22 protein-coding genes and 1 pseudogene are annotated in these 23,359 nt (G+C 72.8%); 19 read left to right on the plus strand and 4 right to left on the minus strand.

Annotated features, from left to right (window positions below):
* The first annotated feature begins 184 nt into the window (after window positions 1-184).
* The 12 genes from ACMATS_RS01855 (at window position 185) to hypE (ending at window position 13,580) form a co-directional block, all read left to right on the plus strand.
* Window positions 185-700 (plus strand): hydrogenase maturation protease, encoded by a 516-nt coding sequence (locus ACMATS_RS01855; RefSeq protein ID WP_391151905.1) that lies wholly within the window; start codon window positions 185-187, stop codon window positions 698-700.
* Entirely contained in the window at window positions 697-2,997 is a 2,301-nt protein-coding gene (gene hypF, locus ACMATS_RS01860; RefSeq protein ID WP_414166605.1) for a carbamoyltransferase HypF, read from the plus strand. The genes ACMATS_RS01855 and hypF overlap by 4 nt, the downstream gene beginning before the upstream one ends.
* Before the next feature lie 5 nt (window positions 2,998-3,002).
* Entirely contained in the window at window positions 3,003-3,275 is a 273-nt protein-coding gene (locus ACMATS_RS01865; RefSeq protein ID WP_390780607.1) for a HypC/HybG/HupF family hydrogenase formation chaperone, read from the plus strand.
* 118 nt (window positions 3,276-3,393) lie between these two features.
* Window positions 3,394-6,102 (plus strand): GNAT family N-acetyltransferase, encoded by a 2,709-nt coding sequence (locus ACMATS_RS01870; RefSeq protein ID WP_414166606.1) that lies wholly within the window; start codon window positions 3,394-3,396, stop codon window positions 6,100-6,102.
* A 30-nt stretch (window positions 6,103-6,132) separates the two neighbouring features.
* On the plus strand, window positions 6,133-6,849 hold the full coding sequence (locus ACMATS_RS01875; RefSeq protein WP_414166607.1) for a CBS domain-containing protein: 717 nt from the start codon (window positions 6,133-6,135) through the stop codon (window positions 6,847-6,849).
* A gap of 36 nt (window positions 6,850-6,885) precedes the next feature.
* A complete protein-coding gene (locus ACMATS_RS01880; RefSeq protein ID WP_414166608.1) occupies window positions 6,886-8,058 on the plus strand; it encodes a 4Fe-4S dicluster domain-containing protein in 1,173 nt (390 codons plus the stop codon).
* Window positions 8,055-8,510 carry a Crp/Fnr family transcriptional regulator gene (locus tag ACMATS_RS01885; RefSeq protein ID WP_390780603.1) on the plus strand — a complete coding sequence of 152 codons (456 nt, stop codon included), beginning with the start codon at window positions 8,055-8,057 and terminating at the stop codon, window positions 8,508-8,510. The genes ACMATS_RS01880 and ACMATS_RS01885 overlap by 4 nt, the downstream gene beginning before the upstream one ends.
* Window positions 8,507-9,313 (plus strand): FAD/NAD(P)-binding protein, encoded by an 807-nt coding sequence (locus ACMATS_RS01890; protein ID WP_391151916.1) that lies wholly within the window; start codon window positions 8,507-8,509, stop codon window positions 9,311-9,313. The genes ACMATS_RS01885 and ACMATS_RS01890 overlap by 4 nt, the downstream gene beginning before the upstream one ends.
* A gap of 2 nt (window positions 9,314-9,315) precedes the next feature.
* Window positions 9,316-10,098 carry an oxidoreductase gene (locus ACMATS_RS01895; protein ID WP_414166609.1) on the plus strand — a complete coding sequence of 261 codons (783 nt, stop codon included), beginning with the start codon at window positions 9,316-9,318 and terminating at the stop codon, window positions 10,096-10,098.
* Window positions 10,095-11,417, plus strand: coding sequence for a Ni/Fe hydrogenase subunit alpha (locus tag ACMATS_RS01900; protein WP_414166610.1), 1,323 nt, complete (start codon window positions 10,095-10,097; stop codon window positions 11,415-11,417). Before ACMATS_RS01895 ends, ACMATS_RS01900 begins: the two co-directional genes overlap by 4 nt.
* A 10-nt stretch (window positions 11,418-11,427) precedes the next feature.
* Window positions 11,428-12,543 carry a hydrogenase formation protein HypD gene (gene hypD / locus ACMATS_RS01905; protein WP_414166611.1) on the plus strand — a complete coding sequence of 372 codons (1,116 nt, stop codon included), beginning with the start codon at window positions 11,428-11,430 and terminating at the stop codon, window positions 12,541-12,543.
* Entirely contained in the window at window positions 12,540-13,580 is a 1,041-nt protein-coding gene (gene hypE / locus ACMATS_RS01910; protein ID WP_414166612.1) for a hydrogenase expression/formation protein HypE, read from the plus strand. Before hypD ends, hypE begins: the two co-directional genes overlap by 4 nt.
* Window positions 13,581-13,611: 31 nt before the next feature.
* Here the strand turns inward: hypE and ACMATS_RS01915 are convergent, their stop codons facing one another.
* Window positions 13,612-14,619: a 2-hydroxyacid dehydrogenase gene (locus ACMATS_RS01915; RefSeq protein WP_414166613.1), complete on the minus strand. Its 1,008-nt coding sequence runs from the start codon at window positions 14,617-14,619 to the stop codon at window positions 13,612-13,614.
* Window positions 14,620-14,941: 322 nt separating this feature from the next.
* On the opposite strand from ACMATS_RS01915, the gene ACMATS_RS01920 reads away from it, so the two are divergent.
* The gene (locus ACMATS_RS01920; protein WP_414166614.1) at window positions 14,942-15,265 is read left to right on the plus strand and encodes an Hsp20/alpha crystallin family protein; all 324 of its coding nucleotides are present in this window, start codon (window positions 14,942-14,944) and stop codon (window positions 15,263-15,265) included.
* Between the two features lie 84 nt (window positions 15,266-15,349).
* Window positions 15,350-16,222, plus strand: a complete 873-nt coding sequence (locus tag ACMATS_RS01925; RefSeq protein ID WP_414166615.1) for a universal stress protein — start codon at window positions 15,350-15,352, stop codon at window positions 16,220-16,222.
* Window positions 16,223-16,246: 24 nt separating this feature from the next.
* Here the strand turns inward: ACMATS_RS01925 and ACMATS_RS01930 are convergent.
* Together ACMATS_RS01930 and ACMATS_RS01935 are read right to left on the minus strand one after the other, a co-directional pair.
* Window positions 16,247-16,453: pseudogene (locus ACMATS_RS01930) on the minus strand (DUF1918 domain-containing protein); the annotation flags it as partial.
* Window positions 16,454-16,760: 307 nt separating this feature from the next.
* Entirely contained in the window at window positions 16,761-17,756 is a 996-nt protein-coding gene (locus tag ACMATS_RS01935) for an Acg family FMN-binding oxidoreductase (RefSeq protein ID WP_414166616.1), read from the minus strand.
* A gap of 187 nt (window positions 17,757-17,943) precedes the next feature.
* Here ACMATS_RS01935 and ACMATS_RS01940 point away from each other — a divergent pair, with 187 nt between their 5' ends.
* The 5 genes from ACMATS_RS01940 to ACMATS_RS01960 all read left to right on the plus strand — a co-directional run bounded on the left by ACMATS_RS01940 (window position 17,944) and on the right by ACMATS_RS01960 (window position 21,559).
* Window positions 17,944-18,618: a CBS domain-containing protein gene (locus ACMATS_RS01940; RefSeq protein WP_414170635.1), complete on the plus strand. Its 675-nt coding sequence runs from the start codon at window positions 17,944-17,946 to the stop codon at window positions 18,616-18,618.
* A gap of 27 nt (window positions 18,619-18,645) precedes the next feature.
* Window positions 18,646-19,338: a CBS domain-containing protein gene (locus ACMATS_RS01945; RefSeq protein ID WP_390780593.1), complete on the plus strand. Its 693-nt coding sequence runs from the start codon at window positions 18,646-18,648 to the stop codon at window positions 19,336-19,338.
* Between the two features lie 130 nt (window positions 19,339-19,468).
* Window positions 19,469-20,152 (plus strand): helix-turn-helix domain-containing protein, encoded by a 684-nt coding sequence (locus ACMATS_RS01950; protein ID WP_390780592.1) that lies wholly within the window; start codon window positions 19,469-19,471, stop codon window positions 20,150-20,152.
* Window positions 20,153-20,296: 144 nt separating this feature from the next.
* Window positions 20,297-20,980: a terpene synthase family protein gene (locus ACMATS_RS01955; RefSeq protein WP_414166617.1), complete on the plus strand. Its 684-nt coding sequence runs from the start codon at window positions 20,297-20,299 to the stop codon at window positions 20,978-20,980.
* A 27-nt stretch (window positions 20,981-21,007) separates the two neighbouring features.
* Entirely contained in the window at window positions 21,008-21,559 is a 552-nt protein-coding gene (locus ACMATS_RS01960) for an SAM-dependent methyltransferase (protein WP_414166618.1), read from the plus strand.
* A 102-nt stretch (window positions 21,560-21,661) separates the two neighbouring features.
* Here the strand turns inward: ACMATS_RS01960 and ACMATS_RS01965 are convergent, their stop codons facing one another.
* On the minus strand, window positions 21,662-22,900 hold the full coding sequence (locus ACMATS_RS01965) for a phosphatidylserine decarboxylase (protein ID WP_414166619.1): 1,239 nt from the start codon (window positions 22,898-22,900) through the stop codon (window positions 21,662-21,664).
* Between the last annotated feature and the right edge of the window lie 459 nt (window positions 22,901-23,359).

The raw sequence follows: 23,359 nt of genomic DNA on the forward strand, positions 1-23,359 counted from the left end.
GTGCGCCGGTCACCCCGGCGGGTCCGTGGTGACCCGTCCGGACGCACCGGCCTCCGCGCCGGTGGTCGTGCGGCCGGTGCGGGGAAAGGCGGTTCGGACCGGACCGGGGCCGTTCGGCCCCGCGCGGGACCGGCCCGTTCCACCGATCATCGAAGTCCGGACGCCCGGAGACAGGGAGTGAGCCATGGCGGTCACGACCGGCATCGTGGTCATCGGAGTCGGCAACGAGTTCCGGCGCGACGACGGCGTGGGCCCCGCAGTCGTCGCCCGGCTGCAGGAGCGCGCCGAGCGGCGGCCGCTGCCCGCCGGAACCGCTCTCGCCGCGAGCGACGGCGACCCGGGCCGGCTGATCGGGCTCTGGGAGAACAGCGCACTGGCCGTGGTCGTGGACGCCGCCCACGCGCACCCCGGACACCCGGGGCGGGTCCACCGGCTGGAGCTGGACCGGCACGAGATCGGGCACGCGGGAACCTCCAGCACGCACGGACTCGGCCTCGGCGAGGCCGTGGAGCTGTCGCGGACGCTCGGCCGCATGCCCCGGCACATGATCGTGTACGCGGTCGAGGGCGCGGACGGCTCGCTGGGGACGGGGCTCACGGCAGCCGTCGCCGCGGCGGTGGAACCGCTGGCGGAACGGATCGAAGCGGACATCGCGCAGCACCGCGACGCCGCCGCCCGCGGTGGGGCACCGGGCCGGTGAGCGAGCGGGTCGCGTGCACGATCACGGTGTCCGGCACGGTGCAGGGGGTCGGCTTCCGCCCCTTCGTCCACCGCACCGCCACCCGTCTGGGAGTCGACGGCTGGGTCGTCAACACCGGAGGCCGCGTCGAGCTGTCCGTGGCCGGATCGCCACGGGCCCTGAGCACTCTGGTCAGGGCCCTGCGGGAGGACGCACCGCCCCTCGCACAGGTGCGCCACGTGGGAACGGCACCGCTCACGGAGCCCTCCCCGGTTCCCGGCTCGGGCTTCACCGTGCGCGGCAGCACCGGCGAGCGGGGCCGGGGGCCGTCGCGGGAGATCCCCCCGGATGCCGCGACCTGCGAGGCGTGTCTGGCGGAGCTGTTCGACCCGGCCGACCGCCGTCACCGCTACCCCTTCGTCAACTGCACCGACTGCGGCCCCCGCGCGACCGTCATCGTGGACCTGCCGTACGACCGTGAGCGCACGACCATGCGGCACTTCACGCTCTGCGCGCCGTGCGCCGCCGAATACGCCGATCCCGGCGACCGGCGGTTCCATGCCGAACCCGTCGCCTGCGCCGCCTGCGGACCGCGGTTGTCCTGGGACGGGATCACCGGGGACGACGCGCTGCGCGCGGCCGTGGCCGCCGTGGACGACGGCGCCGTCATCGCTGTCAAGGGCCTCGGCGGCTACCAGCTGGTGTGCGACGCCACGCAGGCCGGTGCCGTCGCCCGGCTGCGCGCACGCAAACACCGGCCTGCGAAGCCGTTCGCCGTGATGGTGCGCGACATCGATGCCGCCGGACGGCTGGCCCGCCTGCCGCGCACCGCACGCACCGCGCTGGCCTCGCCCGCACGGCCGGTCGTGCTGCTCGCCGCACGCCGCGGTACCTGCCTCGCACCGGGAGTCCACCCGGGCACCGGCTCCGTCGGCCTGTTCCTGCCCACCACCGGCCTGCACCACTTGCTGCTGCACGACCTGGACAGACCGCTCGTCGTCACCAGCGGCAATCTCTCCGGCGAACCCATCGCGATCGACGACGCGGCAGCGAGGACCACGCTCGCCTCCGTCGCCGACGGCTTTCTCTCCCACGACCGGCCGATCCACGCACGCTACGACGACTCGGTGGTGCGGCCGACGGGGCGTACGGTCCTCACCGTGCGCCGGGCCCGCGGGCTCGCACCCGCCCCCCTGCCCCTGCACACGCCGGCCACGGTGCCGATCGCCGCGGCCGGCGCGCAGCTCAAGCACGCCTTCGCCCTCGCGGAGGGGAAACAGGCCTTCCTGGGACCGCACACCGGCGACCTCGGGGACGCCGGCACGCTCGAGGCGTTCGAGGCGGCGTACGCCGACCTGGTCCGGCTGACCGGGATCGCACCGCAGGCCGTGGCCCACGACCTGCACCCGGGCTATCTGTCCACCCAGTGGGCCAGGGCCCTGCCGCTGGCCCGCCGGATCGCCGTGCAGCACCACCACGCCCACGTCGCGGCCTGTGCCGCCGAGCACGGCGTGCAGGGGCCGTTCGTCGGAGTCGCCTACGACGGGCTGGGGTTCGGCGACGACGGCACGCTGTGGGGCGGGGAGATCCTCGTCGCCGACCTGGCCCGCTACCGCCGGGCGGGCCGGTTCGCCACGGCTCCGCTGCCGGGCGGTGCGGCGGCCGTGCGCAGGCCCGCACGCATGGCCCTGGGATACCTCCACGGCGTCGAACCGCTCGGCGCGCGGCTGCCCTCGGCCGCGCTCGTCCGCTCGTTCACGCAGCGCCGCGATCCGCACGAGGTGCACGTGGTGCGGACGATGGTCGAGCGGGGCGTCAACTGCCCCCGCGCGTCGAGCGCGGGCCGGCTCTTCGATGCGGCGGCCGCCCTGCTCGGCCTCGGCGACGACGCGACGTACGAGGGCCAGTCGGCCGTGGCGCTCGAGACGGCGGCCGGCAACGGGCGTGCCGACGCGCTGCCCTGGCGTCTGGTGTCCGTCGACGGCCTGTGGGTGTACGACCCGGTGCCCACCCTCACCGCCCTGCTCCAAGGAGTCGACGGGCACGAGCCGGTGACCCGGCTGGCGGCCGCGTTCCACCGGACCGTCGCCGAGGTGACGAGTGCCCTCGTCGAGCGGGTCGTGGCGGCCGGGGCACCGCGCACGGTGTGCCTGTCCGGCGGCTGCTTCCAGAACGTCCGGCTGTTGCGGGATGTCACGGCGCTGTTGGGGTCCCAGGGGCTCCGGGTCCTGGTCGGCCGTGCGGTGCCGGTGAACGACGGCGGTATCGGCTACGGGCAGGCGGCGGTCGCCGCGGCCCGTTTCCAGCGAGGAGAGTGAGCGCGATGTGTCTGGGCATTCCGGGCAGGATTCTGGAGATCCGTGAGCGTGCCGGGCTGCGGATGGCGACGGTCGACTTCGGCGGGGTGCGCCGCGAGGCGTGTCTGGACTACACGCCCGCGGCGGACGTCGGCATGTACGTCGTCGTCCACGTCGGCTTCGCGATCACGACCGTCGACGAGGCGGAGGCGCGGCGCACCCTGGACGTGCTGCGGGCCATGGCCGACGTCGTCGAGGGCGAGCTCGGCGAGCCGTTGCCCGCGGCGGAGGCGCAGTAGCCGGCACGACGCGTACCCCCGGCAGGGGCCGGTCGGCCCTTGCTCCGGCCCGGTCAGCCCATCCGCGCGGGCCGCGTCCCCGGTGGACTCTGGAGAGGACCGGAGGGAGAGAGCGACGATGACGGACACCACGGGTCTTCCCTCACCGCCTGCGCCGCCCGTGCACGCTCTGCTGGCGGACGGCACGACGGTACGGGTCCGGCAGGCGGGGCCCGGGGACCGTGCCGCCGTGCTGCGGCTGTACGAGCGGATGTCGCCGGAGAACCTCCGTCTGCGGTTCTTCTCGGCGGGCTCCGGCTCGGGCCGGCAGGCGGCCGAGCACCTGTGCGCCCCGGCCCGGCCCGGCGAGCGTGCCCTGCTCGCCGAGGCGGACGGCGAGGCCGTGGGCGTCGCCGAGTACCACGCCGACCCCGCCGTCCCGGGCCGGGCCGACATCGCGCTGGCCGTGGCCGACCACTGGCACCACCGGGGCGTGGGCACTCTGCTGCTGGAGCATCTGGCGGACGCCGCCCGCGCCGACGGCCTGGACGTCTTCACCGCCGACGCGCTGAGCGAGAACTACCCGGTCCTCCGGGTCTTCTCGGACCTCGGCCTCCCGCTGAAGCGCCGGTTCGACGGCCCGGAGGTCCACGTCACGGTCGGGCTGTCCCAGGACGAGCACTACCTGTCCGCCGTGGAGTCCCGCGGCCGCACGGCCGACGTCGCCAGCCTCGGACCGCTGCTGCGCCCGCGCTCCGTCGCCGTCGTCGGAGCGGGCCGCAGGCCGGGCTCGGTGGGCCGGGCGATCCTGCACAACGTGCGCGCAGGCGGGTTCACCGGCTGCGTCGCGGCTGTCAATCCGCACGCACGGGCCATCGAACACGTCCCCTGCCACCCGACGGTGTCCGCGCTGCCCGAGGCACCCGAGCTGGCCGTCCTCGCCGTCCCCGCCGCCGCGGTGCCGTCCGTCGCCGACGAGTGCGGCAGGTGCGGGGTACGGGCGCTGCTCGTCGTGACCTCGGGACTCGACGCCGGTCAGGCCGCTGCGCTGCGGGCCGCCTGCCGCCGGTACGGGATGCGGCTGGTGGGCCCCAACTGCCTGGGGCTGGCCAACACGGAGCAGGGCGTCGGGCTGGACGCGACCTTCGCCGCCCGCGTGCCGCTGCCCGGCACGGCCGGCGTGGCCACGCAGTCGGGGGGCGTGGGCATCGCCCTGCTGAGCGGCCTCTCCCGGCTCGGCATCGGCGTCTCCAGCTTCGTCTCGCTGGGGGACAAGTACGACGTCAGCGGCAACGACCTGCTCCAGTGGTGGGAGGGCGACGGGCGCACCCGGCTCGCCGTGCTGCACCTGGAGTCCTTCGGCAATCCGCGGGCCTTCTCCCGCACCGCCCGGCGGGTCGGCCGCCGGATGCCGCTGCTCACCGTCGACGCCGGCCGCTCCGAGGCCGGCCGCCGGGCGGCGGCCTCGCACACGGCCGCGGCCGCCACGCCCACGATGACCCGGCAGGCGCTCTTCGCCCAGGCCGGGATCATCGCCACGCGCAGTCTGGGCGAACTCCTGGACACCGTGGCCCTGTTGCACTCCCAGCCGCTGCCGTCGGGCGGTTCGGTGGTGGTGGTCACCAACGCCGGCGGAGCCGGAGTGCTGGCGGCCGACGCCTGCAGCGAAGCCGGGCTGGACGTCCTGCCGCTGGAACCGGGGCTGACCGCGGAGCTCACGGCCGTGCTGCCCGCCGGTGCCACGACGGGCAATCCGGTCGACGCCACCGCGGCCGTCTCCGAGGCCGAGTTGCGCGCCTGCCTCGACCGTCTGGCGGCGCACCGCGATGTCGACGCCGTGCTGGGCGTGTTCGTCCCCACGGCCCTCGCCGCGGCCACCGGCGACGACCTCGCGCGGGCCCTCACGCACGGCCCGGACCGCGCGCCGTGCACGACGGCGGCGGTTCTCCTCGAACAGCCGACGCGCGTCGCGCTGCTGGCGGCCGACGGCGGCGGCACCGTGCCGGCCTACGCCGACCCGCAGGACGCCGCCCGCGCTCTGGCCCACGCCGTCGCCCACGCCCGGTGGCGTGCGCGGCCGCAGGCCGAGGCGGCGGAGCTGCCCGGCATCGACACGGACGGCGCCCGGGCCGATGCGGCCGCCTGGCTGGCCGGGCACCCCGAGGGCGGCTGGCTCGACCCCACCGCCTGCGCACGGCTCCTGGGGCACTACGGCGTCCCCCAGGTCGCCTGGGAGTGGGTGTGCGACGAGGACGCCGCCGTCGCCGCGGCACGGCGGCTGGTGGGGCCGCGCGGGCGCGTGGTGCTCAAGGCGCACCGGCCGGGTCTGGTGCACAAGACGGCCGAGGGCGCCGTCCGCCTCGACCTCCAGGGCGAGGACGACGTGCGGAGCGCCTACCGCGACTTCGCGGCACGCTTCGGCGCCGGGCTCTCCGGCGTGGTCGTACAGCCGCAGGCACCCCACGTCCTCGAACTGGTGGCCGGAGTGGTCCAGGACGAGGTCTTCGGCCCCCTCGTGCTCTTCGGCCAGGGCGGCACCGCCACCGAGATCCTGGCCGACCACGCCGCCCGTCTCGCCCCGCTCACCCCCGGCGACGTGGACGAGCTGATCACCGCACCGCGCTGCGCGCGCCTGCTGTCCGGCGGCGCGGGCGGCACCCCCGTCGAGCTGGGTGCGCTGGAGCAGCTGCTGCTGCGCCTGTCCCGGATGGCGTGCGACCTGCCGCAGCTCGTGGAGGCGGACCTCAACCCGGTGGTGGCGGGCCCGGACGGCGTCACCGCACTCGACGCCCGCATCCGGCTGGTTCCGCGCCACGTCCACGACCCGTACCTGCGCCGGCTGCGCTGACAGCGGGCGCGGCACGAGGGAAAGGCCACGATGATCATGAGGCAGGACAGGGTCGGAGACCTGATGACGAAGGACGTCGTGTCGGTGCCTCCCCGGACGCCCTTCAAGGACGTCGCCGGGCTGCTGGCGGAGCACGACATCAGCGGCCTGCCCGTGGTGGACGACGATGCCAGGGTCCTGGGAGTGATCTCCGAGAGTGACCTCATGCTGCGCCAGGCCGCCCTCCCGGCGGATCCCTCCCCCGCCCGCCGGCGTCCGTGGCGGCGTGCAGGCGGAAGGCGCCGCGGCGACCCGCCCGCGTCGACCGCGGAGGGGCTGATGTCCCGCCCCGCGATCACCGTGCACGCCGACGACACCATCGCCCGGGCCGCCCGGACCATGGCGCGTCACCGCATCGAGCGGCTCCCCGTGGTGGACGCGGAAGACCGGCTGGCCGGCATCGTCACCCGCCGCGATCTGCTGCGGGTGTTCCTGCGGCCCGACGAGGACATCCACCGCGAGGTGGTCTCCGACCTGGTCGTGGGCACCATGTGGCTCACTCCCGGCACGCTCGAGGTGCACGTGCTCGACGGTGTGGTCACGCTGAAGGGGCAGTTGGAGCGGCGCAGCGAGGTTGCGGTGCTGCTGCGGCTGACGGCGCAGGTCGACGGGGTCGTCTCGGTCGTCGACGAGCTGGCGTACCGCGTCGACGACTCGCGTCCGCCCCGGCCCCCCGAGCAGACGCTGCTCGGCCTCGCCGAGGACTGATCCGCTACCGCCCACGACCGGACGGGAGAAGAGGCCATGGCTTCCGCGACCACTGCGCGGGACATTGCGGACCCGGAGGACATGGTGTGTGTCCTCGACCGGGCCGGGCTCGACGCTCTCGTGCAGGTCCTGCGTGCGCGCGGCCGCACGGTGGTCGGTCCCGCGCAGCGCGACGGCGTCATCGTCCTGGCGGAACTGGAGTCCGCCGCCGAGCTGCCCTACGGCTGGGGCGTGGAGCTGGAGGGCGGCCACTACCGGGTGGTGCGCCGCGAGGACGAGGCGGCGTTCGCCCACAGTGCCGGACCGCAGTCCTGGAAGAACTTCCTGCTCCCGCAGCGCGTCCGCCAGTGGACGGCCGACCGCGGCCCCGACGGCGAGCTGACGGTGCGGCCCGAGCGGCACGATCCGGCCTCGTACGCCTTCCTGGGCGTGCGGCCCTGCGACCTCCGCGCCATCGCCGTCCAGGACCGGGTGCTGACCGGCGGACGCCACAAGGACGATGCCTACCGGGCCCGGCGCAGCGGCGCGTTCCTGATCGCCATGGAGTGCACCGAGCCCGGCGCCACGTGTTTCTGCGTCTCCATGGGCACCGGCCCGGCCGCCGGACCGGGATACGACATCGCCATGACGGAAGTGCTCGACGACGCCGGGCACCGCTTCCTCGCCCGCGCCGGAACACCCGAAGGGGCCGAGGTCCTGGCCGAGTTGCCGCGCCGGACCGCCGACTCCGCGACCCGCACCGCGGCGACGGAGGCGGTCGAGGCCGCAGCGGGCCGCATGGGCCGCACCATGCCGGAGGTGGACCTGCGGGCGCTGCTGGCCGAAACCCTGGACGCGGAGCGCTGGAACGATGTCGCGGCCCGCTGCCTGACCTGCGGCAACTGCACCATGGCCTGCCCCACCTGCTTCTGCACCACCACCGAGGACGTCACCGACCTCACCGGCGACCACGCAGAGCGCTGGAGCCGCTGGGAGTCCTGCTACGACCTCGACTTCTCCCACCTCCAGGGCGGCCCCGTCCGGGCGTCCGGGCGCAGCCGCTACCGGCAGTGGATGACCCACAAACTGGGCACCTGGTACGACCAGTTCGGCAGCTCGGGCTGCGTGGGCTGTGGCCGGTGCATCGTGTGGTGCCCGGTCGCCATCGACATCACCGAAGAAGCCCACGCCCTCCACCAGGAGGCCCGCGACAAGGACAGCCCGTCATGATCAGGACCGGCCTCTTCTCCACCATCCCCGAGGACCACCGCGACCGGCTGATGGCACTCGGCCGCGAAGTGTCGTTCCCCGTCGGCGCCCGCATTTTCGAGGAGGGGTCCAAGGCCGACCGCTTCTGGGTCATCCACACCGGTGGAGTTGCCCTCGACCTGCACGTGCCCGGTCGGCGGCCGGCCGTCGTCGAGACCATCGGATCCGGGGACCTGCTGGGCTGGTCCTGGGTGTGCCCGCCCCGGCAGTGGCACCTGGGTGCCGAGGCCGTCAGCCCGGTGCGCGCCTGGGAGTTCGACGCCCAGGAGGTCCTCGAGCTGTGCAACCGCGACCCGGCACTCGACCACGCGCTGCTCACCTACGTCATCGGGACCATCGGCAACCGGCTGCGGTCCGCCCGTACCCGCCTGCTCGACCTCTACGGCCCGTACGGGAGCGGAGGACCGCGGTGACGGCGGTTCCCGTTCCCTACCGCGTGGCGGAGACCCGTCCCGAGACCGCCGACACCGTCACCGTCCGCCTGGAGCCGGTCCACGAGGCGCTGCCGCCTTTCGTACCGGGCCAGTTCGCGATGGTCTACGCGTTCGGCGTGGGCGAGGCGCCGATCTCCGTGGCCGGTATCCTCCCCGACGGCGGCCTGGTGCACACCGTCCGCGCGGTCGGCGCGGTCTCCCGCGCCCTGTACGCGCTCGCGCCGGGTGCGGTGGTCGGCATGCGCGGGCCGTTCGGCACCGGCTGGGACCTGCCATCGGCCGCCGGCGACGACCTGCTCGTCGTCGCCGGCGGCATCGGCCTGGCCCCGCTGCGGCCGCTGGTGCAGGCCGCCCTGACCGCGCCGCAGGGCCACGGCCGGCTGAACGTCCTGGTCGGTGCCCGCACCCCCGACGATCTGCTCTACCGCGACGAGTCGGACGACTGGGCCAGGCCGTACTGCGGCATCACGGTGGACCGCCCGGGGCCGGGGTGGCGCGGGCGGGTCGGCGTCGTCACCACTCTGCTCGACGAAGCGGTCTTCTCCCCCGCCGGAACCACCGCCTTCGTCTGCGGCCCCGAGGTCATGATCCGCGCCACCGCCCGCGAACTGCTCCACCGCGGCCTGGCCCCCGACCGGATCCTGATCTCCCTCGAACGCAACATGCACTGCGCCACCGGCCACTGCGGCCACTGCCAGCTCGGGCCCCTGCTGCTGTGCCGCGACGGCCCCGTCGTCGGCTACGAGCGTGCCGAGCCCCTGCTGTCCGTGCGGGAGTTGTGACCATGGACGCCACCGCTCCGCGCCGTCCCCGACTCGGCGTCTTCAAGTTCGCCTCCTGCGACGGCTGCCAGCTCACCCTGCTCGACTGCGAGGACGAACTCCTGCCGCTGGCAGGAGAGGTGGACATCGCCCACTTCCTGGAGGCCTCCAGCGCGGTCGAACCGGGCCCCTACGACCTGTCCCTCGTCGAGGGCTCCGTCACCACCGCCGAGGATGCCGAACGCATCCGGCGGATCCGCGCCGACTCCCGCACGCTCGTCACCATCGGCGCCTGTGCCACGGCCGGCGGCGTCCAGGCGCTGCGCAACTTCGCGGACGTCGACGAGTTCCGCGAGATCGTGTACGCCAGGCCCGAGTACATCGAGACCCTGGCCACCTCGACCCCCATCGCCGCCCATGTCCCCGTCGACCTCGAGCTCCAGGGCTGTCCCATCGACCGTGGACAGCTGCTGGAGGTGATCACGGCCTTCCTCGCCGGACGCAGGCCGGACATCCCCCGTCACAGCGTCTGCTTCGCCTGCAAGCGGCGCGGCACCCCCTGTGTGACCGTCGCCCACGGCACCCCCTGTCTCGGGCCGATCACCCACGCCGGGTGCGGCGCCCTGTGCCCGGCCTACGGGCGCGGCTGCTACGGCTGTTTCGGACCGTCCGGCTCGACGAACATGCCCGCGATGATCCCGCTGCTGCGCAGCGACGGCATGAGCGACGACGACGTGCTGCGGATCCTCCACACCTTCAACGCCGCGAAGTTCGCGGCGATCGAGCCGGAGAGGGAGGAACCGTGACGCACCGCGGTTCGCGCGTCCTGCACGTCGGCTCCCTCACCCGCGTCGAGGGAGAAGGAGCGCTGCTCCTGCGCATCGACAACGGCACGGTCGCCGCTGCCCAGTTGAAGATCTACGAACCGCCCCGGTTCTTCGAGGCGTTCCTGCGCGGGCGCCGGCACACCGAACCGCCCGACATCACCTCCAGGGTCTGCGGCATCTGCCCGGTCGCCTACCAGATGAGCGCCTGCCGGGCGATCGAGGACGTCTGCGGCGTGACCGTCGACGGCCAACTGGCCGCGCTGCGCCGCCTGCTGTACTGCGGCGAGTGGATCGAGAGCCAGACCCTGCACATTTATCTGCTGCACGCCCCCGACTTCCTCGGGTACGACAGCGCCATCCACCTCTCCCGCGACCGCCGCGCGGACGTCGAACGGGGCCTGCGGATCAAACAGGCCGGGAACGCCGTCCTGGAACTGCTCGGCGGCCGCTCCATCCACCCCGTCAACGTCCGCGTCGGCGGCTTCCACCGCACTCCCACGCGCGCCGAACTGCGCCCGCTGGCCGAGCGACTGCGCCGGGCCCGTGACGATGCGGAGGAGACCGTCCGCTGGGTGGCGGGCTTCGACTTCCCCGACGCCGTGTGCGACGCCGACCTGTTCGCGCTCGCCGAACCCGGCACGTACGCCATCGACGGCGGCACCCCCACCGTCCTCCCGTACGGGGACGGGCAGGAGCCGCGCAGCTTTCCGGTGCGGGACTTCACCGCCCACGTGGTGGAGGAGCAAGTGCCGCACTCCACCGCGCTCCAGGCCCGGCTCGACGGCCGCCGGCACCTGACCGGTTCCCTCGCCCGGTACGCCGTCAGCGGCCACCTGCTCCCGCCCGCCGTCCGGGAGGTCGCCCGTGCCGCCGGGCTGGACGGCGCGTGCCGCAACCCCTTCCGCAGCATCGTCGTGCGGGCCGTGGAGGTGCTGTACGCGATCGAGGAGGCCCTGCGCCTGATCGACGCCTACGAGCCGCCGCCGCGCCCGGCCGTGGGCGTCACTCCGCGCGCCGGCGCCGGCCACGGGGCGACCGAGGCCCCGCGCGGCACCCTGTACCACCGCTACGTCCTCGACGCGGACGGGATCGTCACCGACGCCCGCCTCGTCCCGCCGACGTCGCAGAACCAGGGTGCCATCGAGGAGGACCTGCGGCGGATCGTCCAGGCCGAACTGACGCGCGGCGACGCCACCGACGCCGGGCTGACGCGCCTGTGCGAACGCGCCATCCGCAACCACGACCCGTGCATCTCCTGCTCCGCCCACTTCCTCGACCTGACCGTCGAACGAGCGTGAGGACAGCCGTGTGAAGTACCTCGACGAATACCGCGATCCGCTGCTCGCCCGGCGCCTGCTGGACGAGCTGCACCGCACCGCCACCCGCCCCTGGCAGATCATGGAGGTCTGCGGCGGCCAGACCCACACGCTCGTCCGCCAGGGCATCGACGAACTCCTGCCCGCCGGCATGCGCATGGTGCACGGGCCCGGCTGCCCGGTCTGCGTCACCCCGCTGGAGACCCTCGACCGGGCCATGGCCGTCGCGGCCCGGCCGGGCGTGATCCTCACCAGCTTCGGCGACATGCTGCGCGTCCCCGGGTCGCACACCGACCTGCTGGCGCTGCGGGCACGCGGCGCGGACGTACGCGTCGTCTACTCCCCCATGGACGCGGTGCGGCTCGCCGAGGAGCATCCCGAGGCCGAAGTCGTCTTCCTCGCCGTCGGGTTCGAGACCACCGCGCCGGCCAACGCCATGGCCGTCCTGCACGCCTCCCGGCTCGGACTGCGGAACTTCTCCGTGCTGGTCAGTCACGTCCTCGTGCCGCCGGCCATGACGGCGCTGCTGGACTCCCCCGAGTGCGAGGTCCAGGCGTTCCTCGCGGCCGGCCACGTGTGCGCAGTGATGGGCTGGACGAAATACGAGCCCATCGTCGCCCGGTACGAAGTCCCCGTCGTCGTCACCGGATTCGAGCCCCTGGACCTGCTGGAGGGCATTCTGATGGCCGTCCGGCAGCTGGAGGAAGGCAGGGCCGAGGTCGAGAACCAGTACGTGCGCGCCGTACGCCGGACAGGGAACGGCGAGGCGCAGTCCGCGGTCGCCCGGGTCTTCCGGATCACCGACCGGGCCTGGCGGGGCGTCGGCGAACTCCCCCGCAGCGGCCTCGAACTCCGCCCGGAATTCGCCGCGTTCGATGCCGCCGAGCGCTACGCGGTCGACACCCTGCACTCCGCCGAGCATCCCGAGTGCATCGCGGGCGGCATCCTCACCGGCGCCAAGCTGCCCACCGACTGCACCGCCTACGGCACGCGCTGCACCCCGCGCCACCCCCTCGGCGCCCCCATGGTGTCGGCCGAGGGCACCTGCGCGGCCTTCCACTCCGCCGGACGAACCGCCGCCGCAGCCACGAAAGGGAGCTCCGCATGACCGCCGCATGCCCTCTGCCCTACTCGGAGAACGAACGCGTCCTGCTCGGCCACGGAGCCGGCGGGCGGCTCACCGCCGAGCTGCTGGAGTCCCTGGTGCTCCCTGCCCTCGGCGACGGCCGCGGGGCCCCGCTGGAGGACGCCGCACTCCTGCCGGGCGGCGGGGGCCTGGTCATGAGCACGGACGGCTTCGTCGTCAGCCCGCTGTTCTTCCCCGGCGGGGACATCGGGTCGCTGGCCGTCCACGGCACGGTCAACGACCTGGCGATGCGCGGGGCCGAACCCGTGGCCCTGTCCGTGGCGCTGCTCCTGGAGGAGGGGCTGGAGCTCTCGGAGCTGGAGGCCGTGCTCCGCTCGCTGGGCAAGGCCGCCCAGGAGGCGGGCGTGCCGGTGATCACGGGTGACACCAAGGTCGTCGGCCGGGGTGCGGCCGACAAGGTCTTCATCACCACGACCGGAGTCGGCAGGCGCCTGCCGGGACTCTCCGTGTCCGCGGCCGCGGCCCGTCCCGGGGACGCCGTCCTGCTCTCGGGGCCGATCGGGCTGCACGGCACCGCCGTGCTCAGCACGCGCGAAGGGCTGGGCTTCGAGGCCGACATCGCCTCCGACACCCGCCCGCTGCACCGTCTGGTGGCCGCCCTCGCCGGCCTCGGCGCCGACGTCCACACCCTGCGCGACCCCACCCGGGGCGGGCTCGCGGCGGCGCTCAACGAGATCGCGCACGACTCCGGCGTGGCGGTGGAGATCGACGAGGGCGCGGTGCCGGTGCCGGGCCCGGTCGCAGCGGCCTGCGACCTCCTCGGCCTCGACCCGCTGCACGTCGCCAACGAGGGCTGCTTGGTCGCCTTCGTGTCTCCTCGGGCGGCCGACGAGGCCCTGCGGGCCATGCGCTCGTTGCCCGAGGGCAGCGGGGCCGTGCGGATCGGCGACGTGGCTCCGGCGGGCGGGCGCCCCGGGCGCGTCGTGATGCGGACGGTCGTCGGCGCCCGCCGCGTGGTGGACATGCCGGTCGGGGAACAACTGCCCCGCATCTGCTGACGCTTCGGCCGCGAAGGGGCCGAAGGCCGCCTCACACGGGCGAAGGACGCGGCACCAGGGTGTTCTCCCCGGTCCGCCCGGCGAGATGGTCGGCGATGTTGTCCGCCGTGGCCCGCACGATCTGGCCGACCGCGTCGCGGGTGAAGTACGCCTGGTGCGAGCTGATCAGGACGTTCTTGAAGGTCATCAGCCGGGCGAGGGTGTCGTCGGTCATGACCTCGAGGGACTTGTCGAAGAAGAAGACGCCCGCCTCCTCCTCGTACACGTCCAGGCCGACGCCCTCCAGCCGCCCGGCTCGCAGGGTCTCGACGAGCGCCTGGGCGTCCAGCAGGCCGCCGCGGCTGGTGTTGATCAGAACGGCGTCGTCCTTCATACGCGCCAGTGCCCCGGCGTCGACGACGTGATACGTCGCGGGCACCAGCGGCGCGTGCAGGCTGAGCAGGTCGGATTCGGCGAACAGACGTGAGCGGTCGACGTACTCCATGCCCAGCGCCTCGCACTCCGGGTTCGGCGCGACGTCGTGGCCGAGCAGCCGCATCCCGAATCCCGCGGCGATGCGGGCGAACGCGGTACCGATCTTCCCGGTGCCGAGCACGCCCGCCGTGCGACCGTGGAAGTCCCGGCCCATCAGGCCGTCGAGGCGGAAGTCGAAGTCACGGGTGCGGCCGACGGCCCGCGGGATCCTGCGGTCGACGGCCAGGGCGAGCGCCCACGCGAACTCGGCCACGGAATAGGGGGAGTAGGCGGAGACCCGGGACACGGCCAGGCCCGCCCCGCGGGCCGCGTCGAGGTCGATGTTGTTGTACCCCGTGGCCCGTTGCGTGATCAGCTCGGTGCCGCCTGCGGCGAGGGCGTGCAGGACGTCCTCGTCCAGGACGTCGTTGACGCTGCTGCAGACGATCCTCCGGCCGGTCGCCGTCGACGCCGTGTCCGCGTCGAGGACGAGGTCCAGGCACCGCAGGTCGTGGTCGCGGCCGAGCGCCCGTTCCAGCAGCGGCCTCTCGTCGGTGGTCACTCCGTACGCCACGATTCCCGCCATGGTCCCGTGCTCCTTGCCGTGGTGCTCGTTCTCCTCGCCTCCGAGGATGATCCCGCGCTCCCCCGCGTGTCACGAGCCGGACGGCCCACGGGCGGCGATGTTGTCCCGTCCGGCCCCGGTCTCAGGGCCGGGTGGCCCAAGGCCGGGTCACGAGGGTGCGGGATGGTGGGAGGAGAGAAGGCACAGACGGTGAAGCACCGCCGGGGAGAAGGAGGCCCGTCATGGCAGGCTCAGGCACCGCTCCGGTCTGCCGGAGCTGATGGAGTGGCTGGGCGCAGGGTTCCCCAATGTGCCGGTGGGCTGGGGAGTCCGGGACTCGCACGTGATCCCGATCGAGGTGACGAACGGCGGCGGGCGGTACGTGCTGCGCGCCGAACTGCCCGGCATGGACCCGGAGAAGGACATCCGGATCACGGTCGAGGGCGACACCCTGACCGTCCGGGCCGAGCACACCGAGAGCCAGGAGGACAAGCGGCACTCGGAATTCCGTTACGGCTCGTTCGAGCGGTCCGTCCGGCTGCCGTTCCCGATCGCGGACGAGGGGCCCGAAGCCGAATACCGCGACGGCATCCTCACCGTGACCGTGCCGCGAGCAGCCAAGGAGCAACCGGCCACACGCACGGTTCCGATCCGGCGTGCCGACTGACCACGCCATGCCGCCTCCGGGGGCCGGACCGGCCCCCGGAGAGGCCCGTACTCCCCGTGATCACAAGGCAAGGCGGTGAGGACGATGGAGCTTCCCCTGGTCGTCGGCGTCGACGGATCCGACGGCAGCCTGACGGCTCTGGACTGGGCCGTGGACGAGGCGGCACGCCTCGGTCTGCCCCTGCGGATCGTGTACGCATCGCTGTGGGAGCGCTACGAGGGGTCGGTCCCGTCCTTCGGCGGCGAACGGCCCGCGGACGAGGTCATGGCCGAGCGGGTCGTCGCCTCGGCCGAGCAGCGCGCCCGCAAGCGGGCTCCGGACGTGAAGGTACAGCCCGTGGTGGTGCCCGAGGACGCCGTGCCCGCCCTGGTACAGGAGTCCCACGAGGCTTCCGCCCTGGTGACCGGTTCCTCGGGACGCGGAGCCGTCAAGGGGCTGTTGCTGGGTTCGGTCGGCCTCTCCGTGGCGGGCCGCGCGCACTGCCCGGTGACCGTGGTGCGGGGCGAGGACCGCAACGTGCAGGGCCGGTGCGGCAGGATCGTGGTCGGCGTCGGCGAGCCCGGCGAGTCCGCAGCCACCATCCGCTTCGCCCTCCGCGAGGCGGAAGCGCGCGGGTGCGAGCTCCGGGCCGTACGCGCCTGGCGCTGCGCGGAGCAACACCCGGCGGACCGTACGGCATTGGCAGGCGACACCGCGTACGCCCACGAACAGCGGGCCTCGGCCTTCCTGGCCGAGGCGCTGAGCGGGCCGCAGGGCGAGCACCCACAGGTCACCGTCCACCGGACACCCGTCGAAGGCCGGGCACACAGGGTGCTCGTCGATCTCTCTGCCGATGCCGACCTGCTGGTTCTCGGAGCCGCCGGGCGGCAGGGCCGGGTCGGCCTCCAGCTCGGCCGTGTCAGCCACACCGCGCTGCACCACGCGGCCTGTCCGGTCGCCGTCGTACCGCACGCATGAGGCTCAGGCCGCTCCTCGCCAGGTCCGCGGCGCCTTGTCCTCGTGTTCGAGGTGCTGCACATGGGCGTCGGGCCCCGGGTAGACCAGGGTGACCCTGTCGTTGTCCGACCACCGCACGTCGTACGGCGGCGTGCCGTCGGCGTGGTGCAGACCGACGATCTCCCCGTCGCGCCTGGTCGCCCCCGTCGACGGGCTCTCGACGACAAGGCGGTCTCCGAGGTGTGCGTGCATGACCCCTCACGGTTCTCCGGCCGGTCCGCTCCGGCGTCGGCACTGCTGTGCCGGACCCCGTCACAGGCGGCTTCCTCCCAGCATGAGCCCTCGATGCTCCGCCCGCACGGGCCGGTCAGGACCGGGACGGGGCCACCCGGCCCTGGCGCGGCAGCCGGGTCGGTGGTGTGCCGGAGGTCATGGCCCAGGAGGGCCTGGAGCACGGCCGGGCCGGTGACCCATGCCGTGCTGCATCACGCACGGTGCCCGGTGGCGGTCGTCCCGCACGGCTGAGGGCGTGACGGACGTGCGGACGGTCCTCGGTGGCTCAGTCCTCGGTGACCAGGACGTCCTGCACGGGCCGGCGCGGCACCCTGGGCCCCTTCGGGCCGTACCCGAGGCGCAGCATCATCTGCACGTGGCCCGTTCCGGAGGACGGGTCGCGCAGGGGCCAGCGCAGGTCGGGCCATTCGAGGGCCTGGGTGGAGAAGGAGGTGGCCAGCCCCTCCAGGGTGGCCAGGAGCAGGACGCGCTCCATGCCCTCGCCCGCGCACAGCCAGTCCCGCGGCAGGTCGCCGTCGGTGCTGAGGACGGCCAGGTGCGGTTCGTTCTCGAAGGGCGTGGACCCCAGGTCCGGCACCGGCCTTCCGCCCGAGAAGTCGCGCATCGGGGCCCGGCCGCCGCGCTTCCGCGGCCCGAAGGCGTAGTCCGGGACGCCGTCGGTGGCCGTGTCGGACTCGGCGGGCCCGATGCGGGTCCACCGGGCCAGGTCGTCCTCGCTGCCGTCGTCGGTGAGGTTGCGGGCCTCGGCCTCCTCGACGAGCTCCTCCATCCAGCGCAGGTGCCAGGAGGCCGGGAAGGCCAGTGCGATGCCCTCCTCCCGGGCGGCTTCGACCAGGGCCGTCCTGAGGTTGGCGGGGATCTCGGTCTCCGAGAAGGGGTACCGGCTGGTGTGCCGCCGGTGGACGGCCGGGTGGAGCAGGGCCAGGGCGACGTCGCCGGTGGCGGGGGCGCCGAGCCGCACCGTGGCGAGCAGCGCCGCGTCGTCGGGATCCGGCAGGAGCGTGACACTCGGGTGGAAGCCGGCGTTCGCGACGGCGACACGGAGGTTGAACAGGGCGGCTCCGCACCCCAGGTGCAGAGCGCGAGCGTCGGGGTCGGAGTGCGGCAGGGCCCGCTCGAAGTCGGCGTAGAGCCGGAACCTGTGGCTGCCGCGCGTGTAACGGAAACGCCAGGGCTGTGCGTTGTGCATGGACGGGGCGGCCACCGCGTCCCGCACCAGTTCCGCCACGCGTGCGTCGTCGATCGTGAGTGGTGCAGTCACCGGACTCTCCCTTCCGGGGATGGCAGGCCCGGTACGGGGCCTCTTCCATCGTCTCTCCGCTGCCGTCCGGCACCAGGAGGGCCGAGCGTCCCCGGGACCTGGGCCGACCGGCTCATCCGGTGGGGACCGGATCCTGCCACGCTGGAATCGGGGCACCCAGAACTTCGGGAGAAGGAGCGGGGCCATGCTGCAGCACCGAACGGTCGACGAACTCATGACCAGGAAAGTCGTCCGGGTGCGCCCGGACACCCCTTTCAAGGAGATCGTCAGGGAGCTCGCGGAGAACGACGTCACCGCCGTGCCGGTCGTGGCCCGCGACGGCCGGGTGGTCGGCGTGGTGTCCGAGGCGGACCTGATGCGCAAGGCCGCCGACCAGCCCGATCCCTTCGGCCGTCCCCTGGTCCCGAACCTGGAGGCGTGGGAGCGTGCCAAGGCCGAGGGCGCCAGGGCCGAAGAGCTGATGTCGGCACCTCCGGTGTGCGCCAGGCCGGAATGGAACGTCGTGGAGACGGCCCGGCTCATGTCCGTGCAGGGCGTGAAACGGCTCCCGGTGGTCGACGAGACCGACAGGCTCGTCGGCATCATCAGCCGTGCCGACATCCTGCGGGTCTTTCTCCGTGAGGACACCGCCATCCGCGAGGAGATCCACCGCGACCTCCTGCAGAAGACGCTGGGCCTGACACCGTCGGCCGTGACCGCCGAGGTCTCGGAAGGGCAGGTATCGCTCACCGGGACGGTCGAGGCGCGCAGCATGATCCCGGTCATCGAGCGGCTGTGCCGTTCCGTGGACGGCGTGGTCGCGGTCCACGAGCGGCTCGCGTACACGGACGACGACACGGGCGGCCGCTTCCCCGCTCCATAAGGCTGTCCGGCTCGCGAGGAGTCAGAGATGAACAGCACCCAGCGCACCGTCAGCGACGTCATGACCCAGACGGTCGTGGCGGTCAGCCGTTCCGCCCCCTACAAGGAGATCGCCAGGACGCTCGCGGAGTGGAAGGTGAGCGCGGTGCCGGTCCTGGAGGGCGAAGGCCGCGTCATCGGCGTCGTCTCCGAAGCCGATCTGCTGCCGAAGGAGGAGTTCAAGGACGGCGACCCGGCCCGCTTCGACCGGCTCCGCCGCATCGACGACCTGGCCAAGGCGGCCGGGGGCACCGCCGAGGACCTGATGAGCGCCCCCGCGGTGACGATCCACGCGTACGCGACCGTGGCGGAGGCCGCCCGGGCGATGGCCCGCAAGGGCGTCAAGCGCCTCCCCGTCGTGGACGAGCAGGGCATGCTCGCCGGCATCGTCAGCCGCAGCGACCTGCTCAAGGTGTACCTCCGTGACGACGAGGACATCGCACGGGAGGTCGGCGAAGAGGTCGTCGCCCGACTGTTCCGCAACCGGAAACCGACGGTGGAGGTGACGGTGACGGAAGGCGTCGTCACCCTCTCCGGCTCGCTGGCCGACACGTCGATGGTCCCCCTCGTGGCACGGCTCGTACGGGCGGTGGAGGGCGTCGTGAACGTCGAGCTCCGGCTCACCACACCCGCTGCCGGGGCCGGGGTCCCGGAGCCGCCGGTCGACGACCCACAGGCCTGACGTCCCGCTGAACGGGCGATCAGCACTGGCACGACGCCGCTCCGTCTGATCGTCTGGAGGGTGAGCAACCGGGCCGTGGCGACGACGCGGCCCGGGCAGTCACTGACGGGCGAGCGGCGGAGGAGCGGCCGTGCACGGCGAAGAGGGGCAACCCGGTGGTCCGGCCGGTGCACCGTCCCGCGGCGACAGCATGGCCGCCCGTGCCTCGCTGCGACGCGAGCAGCTCGGGATGACGCGGGAAGAGGTGGCCGAGCGCGCCGGCATGTCCGTCGCGTACCTGCGCCATCTGGAGTCGCTGGGCGGCGGCTTCGACCCCGCCGCTCTCATGCGGCTGGCCGCCACGCTGGAGATGCCCTACGAAGACCTGGTGGAGGGCCGCAGCGATGCCGCGCCGGGCAGGTCGACGGCAGCGCCCCATCCGGTCCTCATGCAGCTTTCGGAACGCGAATGCTGGAACAGGCTCGGCACCCACGGCATCGGCCGCCTGGGCCTGTCCGCCGACGCAGGCCCCGTGGTGCTGCCCGTCAACTTCCTGGTCGACGCGTGCACCATCGTCTACCGCACGGATCCCGGGGGCGCAGCGGCTGCGGCCGCCGGGGACCGGCTGGCCTTCGAGACCGACCACATCGACGAACAGCTGAGGAACGGCTGGAGCGTCCTCGTCGCCGGAACCGCGGATCACGTCACCGATCCCGACGCGGTACGCGCCCTGGCGGAACGTCCGGGGGCGCAGCCGTGGGCCGGCGGGGCACGGAGCCTGTGGATCCGCATCGTCCCGGCGCGGATCAGCGGGCGCACCATCCGCGTCGACTGACCCCCGCCGCCCGGGCAGCCGGGTCTGCTCGCGGAGCGCGCTCTTCGTACGGCGGCACCGGGACCGGATGGAAGCAGTACCGCCACAAGTCCCCCGGTGAATCACCACAACCGCGATGTCAACAGGCGCAGTTGTTTTGCCGGGTTGCGTTCCGCTTCCCGGCACGCCGTAGCCAAGGCTTACCTCATCGGGGCCGATCCCCGGGCGCTCGGCCCCCGGCTGTGCGTCGCCAACGCCGCCGTGGACCCCGCCCTGACCGCCCTGCGCTCGGCCCTCGACCACATCGCCCGCTATGCCGCCCCCGCTCAACTCGGACGGCTCGCCCACGAGATGGCCGGCCTCTTCGCCGGCTTCAACGCCGAGGCCGGCTGGCGCACCGTCGAACGCATGCCCCCGGTCTGGGAGTACCTCGTCAACCGCCAGTGCAACAGCTTTCTGCCGATGGTCGCCCTCGTCGACGCCGTCGGCGGCTACGAGGTCCCCGCCGCCGAGTACTACGCCCCCCGGGTGCGCCGGGCCTTCAGCATGGCCTGCACCGCCGCCACACTCGTCAACGACCTCTACTCGATGGCACGCGAGAGCACCGGCCCCGGCCTGGAGTTCAACCTCCCGACGGTGATCGCGGCCGAGGAGAAATGCGCACTCGAAGAGGCCGTGCACCGCAGCGTCCTCGTCCATGACGAGCTCGTCCACACCTTCGAGGCCGAGGCCGTCGTCCTCGCCGCCGACGGCTCACCCGCGCTGCGCCGCTTCCTGGCCGGCACCTGGGCCTGGCTCGGCGGCAATCGCGAATGGCACAGCACCACCCCACGCTACAACGCGGCATGACCGCCGCGCAGAACAGAGGAGTTCCCCATGGCCTCGACGATCGGACACACCGCCAAGGTCCTCCGCACCTCCTACCAGAAGTCGGTCGCGGCGTACTGGGACAGTGAGCAGGCCCCCGTCAACCTCCGCCTCTGCGAGGTCGACGGCCTCTACCACCACCACTACGGAGGCCCCGAGAGCACCCGGGACCGGCGCGTCATCGAGGAACTCCACCGGCTCGAGACCGCACAGGCCGAGGTCCTCCTCGACCACCTCGGCAGCATCACGGCCCAGGACCAGCTCCTCGACGCCGGGTCCGGCCGCGGCGGCACCAGCTTCATGGCACACCAGCGCTTCGGCTGCGCGGTGGACGGCGTGACGATCTCCGAGCACCAGGTCGGCTTCGCCAACTCCCAGGCCGGGGAACGGGGTGTGGCCGGCCAGGTCCCCGTCCACGTCGTCGATCTGACCGCCCAGACCATTCCGTACTGGGAACTGCGGGCGCAGTCCTCGGTGGCGACCGGGATCGAGGACCCCTTCCTGACGGCATACAAGGAGGGCAGCTTCCATTACCTCCTGATCGCGGCGGACCGCACCTGACGCCCCGCGCGAGCCCCCGGCGCGTGGTCGCCGCCGGGGGCCATACTGCCGGATGGGCTGCGCCGGTACCGCCGCCTGACGTGGCTGGGGGGGCGGTCGGCGTCAGAGCTCTGTCGGGGGCGCGGGGTCGGCGATCGGAGTGCCGTAGAGGCGGTACCCGCCGTCCGTGTTGATGTCCGGCACGTGGCCCTCCTGGAACAGGAGGATGATGTCGGAGCCGCCGAAGAGAAAGTAGCCGAACTCTTCGCCCTTCGGCACCTGGGCACCCTTGGTCATCGTCATGTGGACCGACGAAACCTGTGCCATGCCCACCGGGATGACCGCGACCAGCCCGACGTCTCCGTATGGGGAGCCGGCGGTGTCGATCACGACGACTCCGCGTGCCTGGGTGAATTCGTAGCCGTCGGCGCTGTTGTCCGGGGCGTCGAACTGCCCGTTACTGCCGATGGTGACGTCCAGGTACACACTGTCGTGGACGGGGAAGCACTCCATCACTTTCCCGGCCACGGGGGTGTGGAAGCGGTGGTACGAGTACGGAGCGAGGAAGTAGTGCACGAACTTGCCGTTCGCGAACTTGTCGCCGTACGCGCTTTTCTTGAGGAGCTCCGGGACCGATCCGATGGTGTGCGTGAGCTTGAGCCGTAGCGGACCGGCGGACTGTTCGACGACGTTGGAGTCCTTGTCGATGTCGTACGTCGCCTTGTAGGTGCAGTCGGCGGGCATGGTCACCGTGTGGTTGTCCTCCGGTTCGCCGATCGGCCGCAGGCCGGGGTTGAGCTCGCGGGCGAAGAACTGGTTGAAGGTGAGCCAGCCGCTCGGTTCGTTGGGCTTCTGGTTGGGCTGTTCGCCGACCATCGAGTCGTCAATGCGGTAGAGCAGCGAGCGCCTGAACGTCTCGAGGTGCTCGTCGCTGAACGACGCCGTCGTGTCGAGGAAGCTCCCCCACGCGGTGACGTATTCGACCAGCCAGGTCTTGAACCATGGATCGTTCTGCACGATCGTGGGCTTTCCATTGCCGACCGGCTGGTCGATGAGGTAGTAGAAGTGGCACAGCCGGTCGAAGACTTCCTGCTGCCCGTGCTTTGCGTCGAGTGTCCAGGCGGCGCTGCGGCCCTGACTCGGCGCCCACCGGGAGAACGTGTCCAGGTAGTCGAGGTAGCCGGAGACGTCCTGCGGCCATTCCAGCGCGTCGAACAAATCGGGCTTGAGATTGTTCTTTTCTGCCGCATTCGCGCGCGCCTGCTTGAGCGAATCCGTCAGCAGGTCGGCCAACTCCTTGTGCTCGGCCAGATAGTCCCTGAGTTCGTCGATCAACTGGACCGAGGAGGACGCGGTGGTCATCGCCAGACTCCTGTCGTCGATGGGATTCCCGCTCTGCCGGCCGCTTTCCGGCCGCGTTGCCGCCCACACCTTTCCAGCGCCGCGGAGGACAGGGGAGTGCAATATTGGACACCGATGACGCCGGGTGCGGAAAGCTCATGCCGCATCGCCGCGGCAGTTGCGAAAAAACCTCTGACCCGGCCTTGCCGGACACAAGGATGTGACCCAGTGGCGCGCGGCTGGAGTGAAGGTCGCGCAGTCGTGCGCCGTGGGGTGAGCAAGTGCCACCAGCGGGGCGCGAACCGACCCGGGAGTCAGTTGCGACAGCAGCGAATTCAAGAACCCTCTACCTGACCGAAAGCCGCACTCCGAAAACTTCTCTACCCAGGGCACCAAGAAGGTCCGTTCCTGCGCAGGACACGTGCACATCGACAGCGCGGTGCACCGAGGAAATTGGGGGTGCGCTCGGAGGCTGCTCGT

The sequence above is a fragment of the Streptoverticillium reticulum genome, assembly GCF_047456005.1.
GTDB lineage: Bacteria > Actinomycetota > Actinomycetes > Streptomycetales > Streptomycetaceae > Streptomyces > Streptomyces reticulum.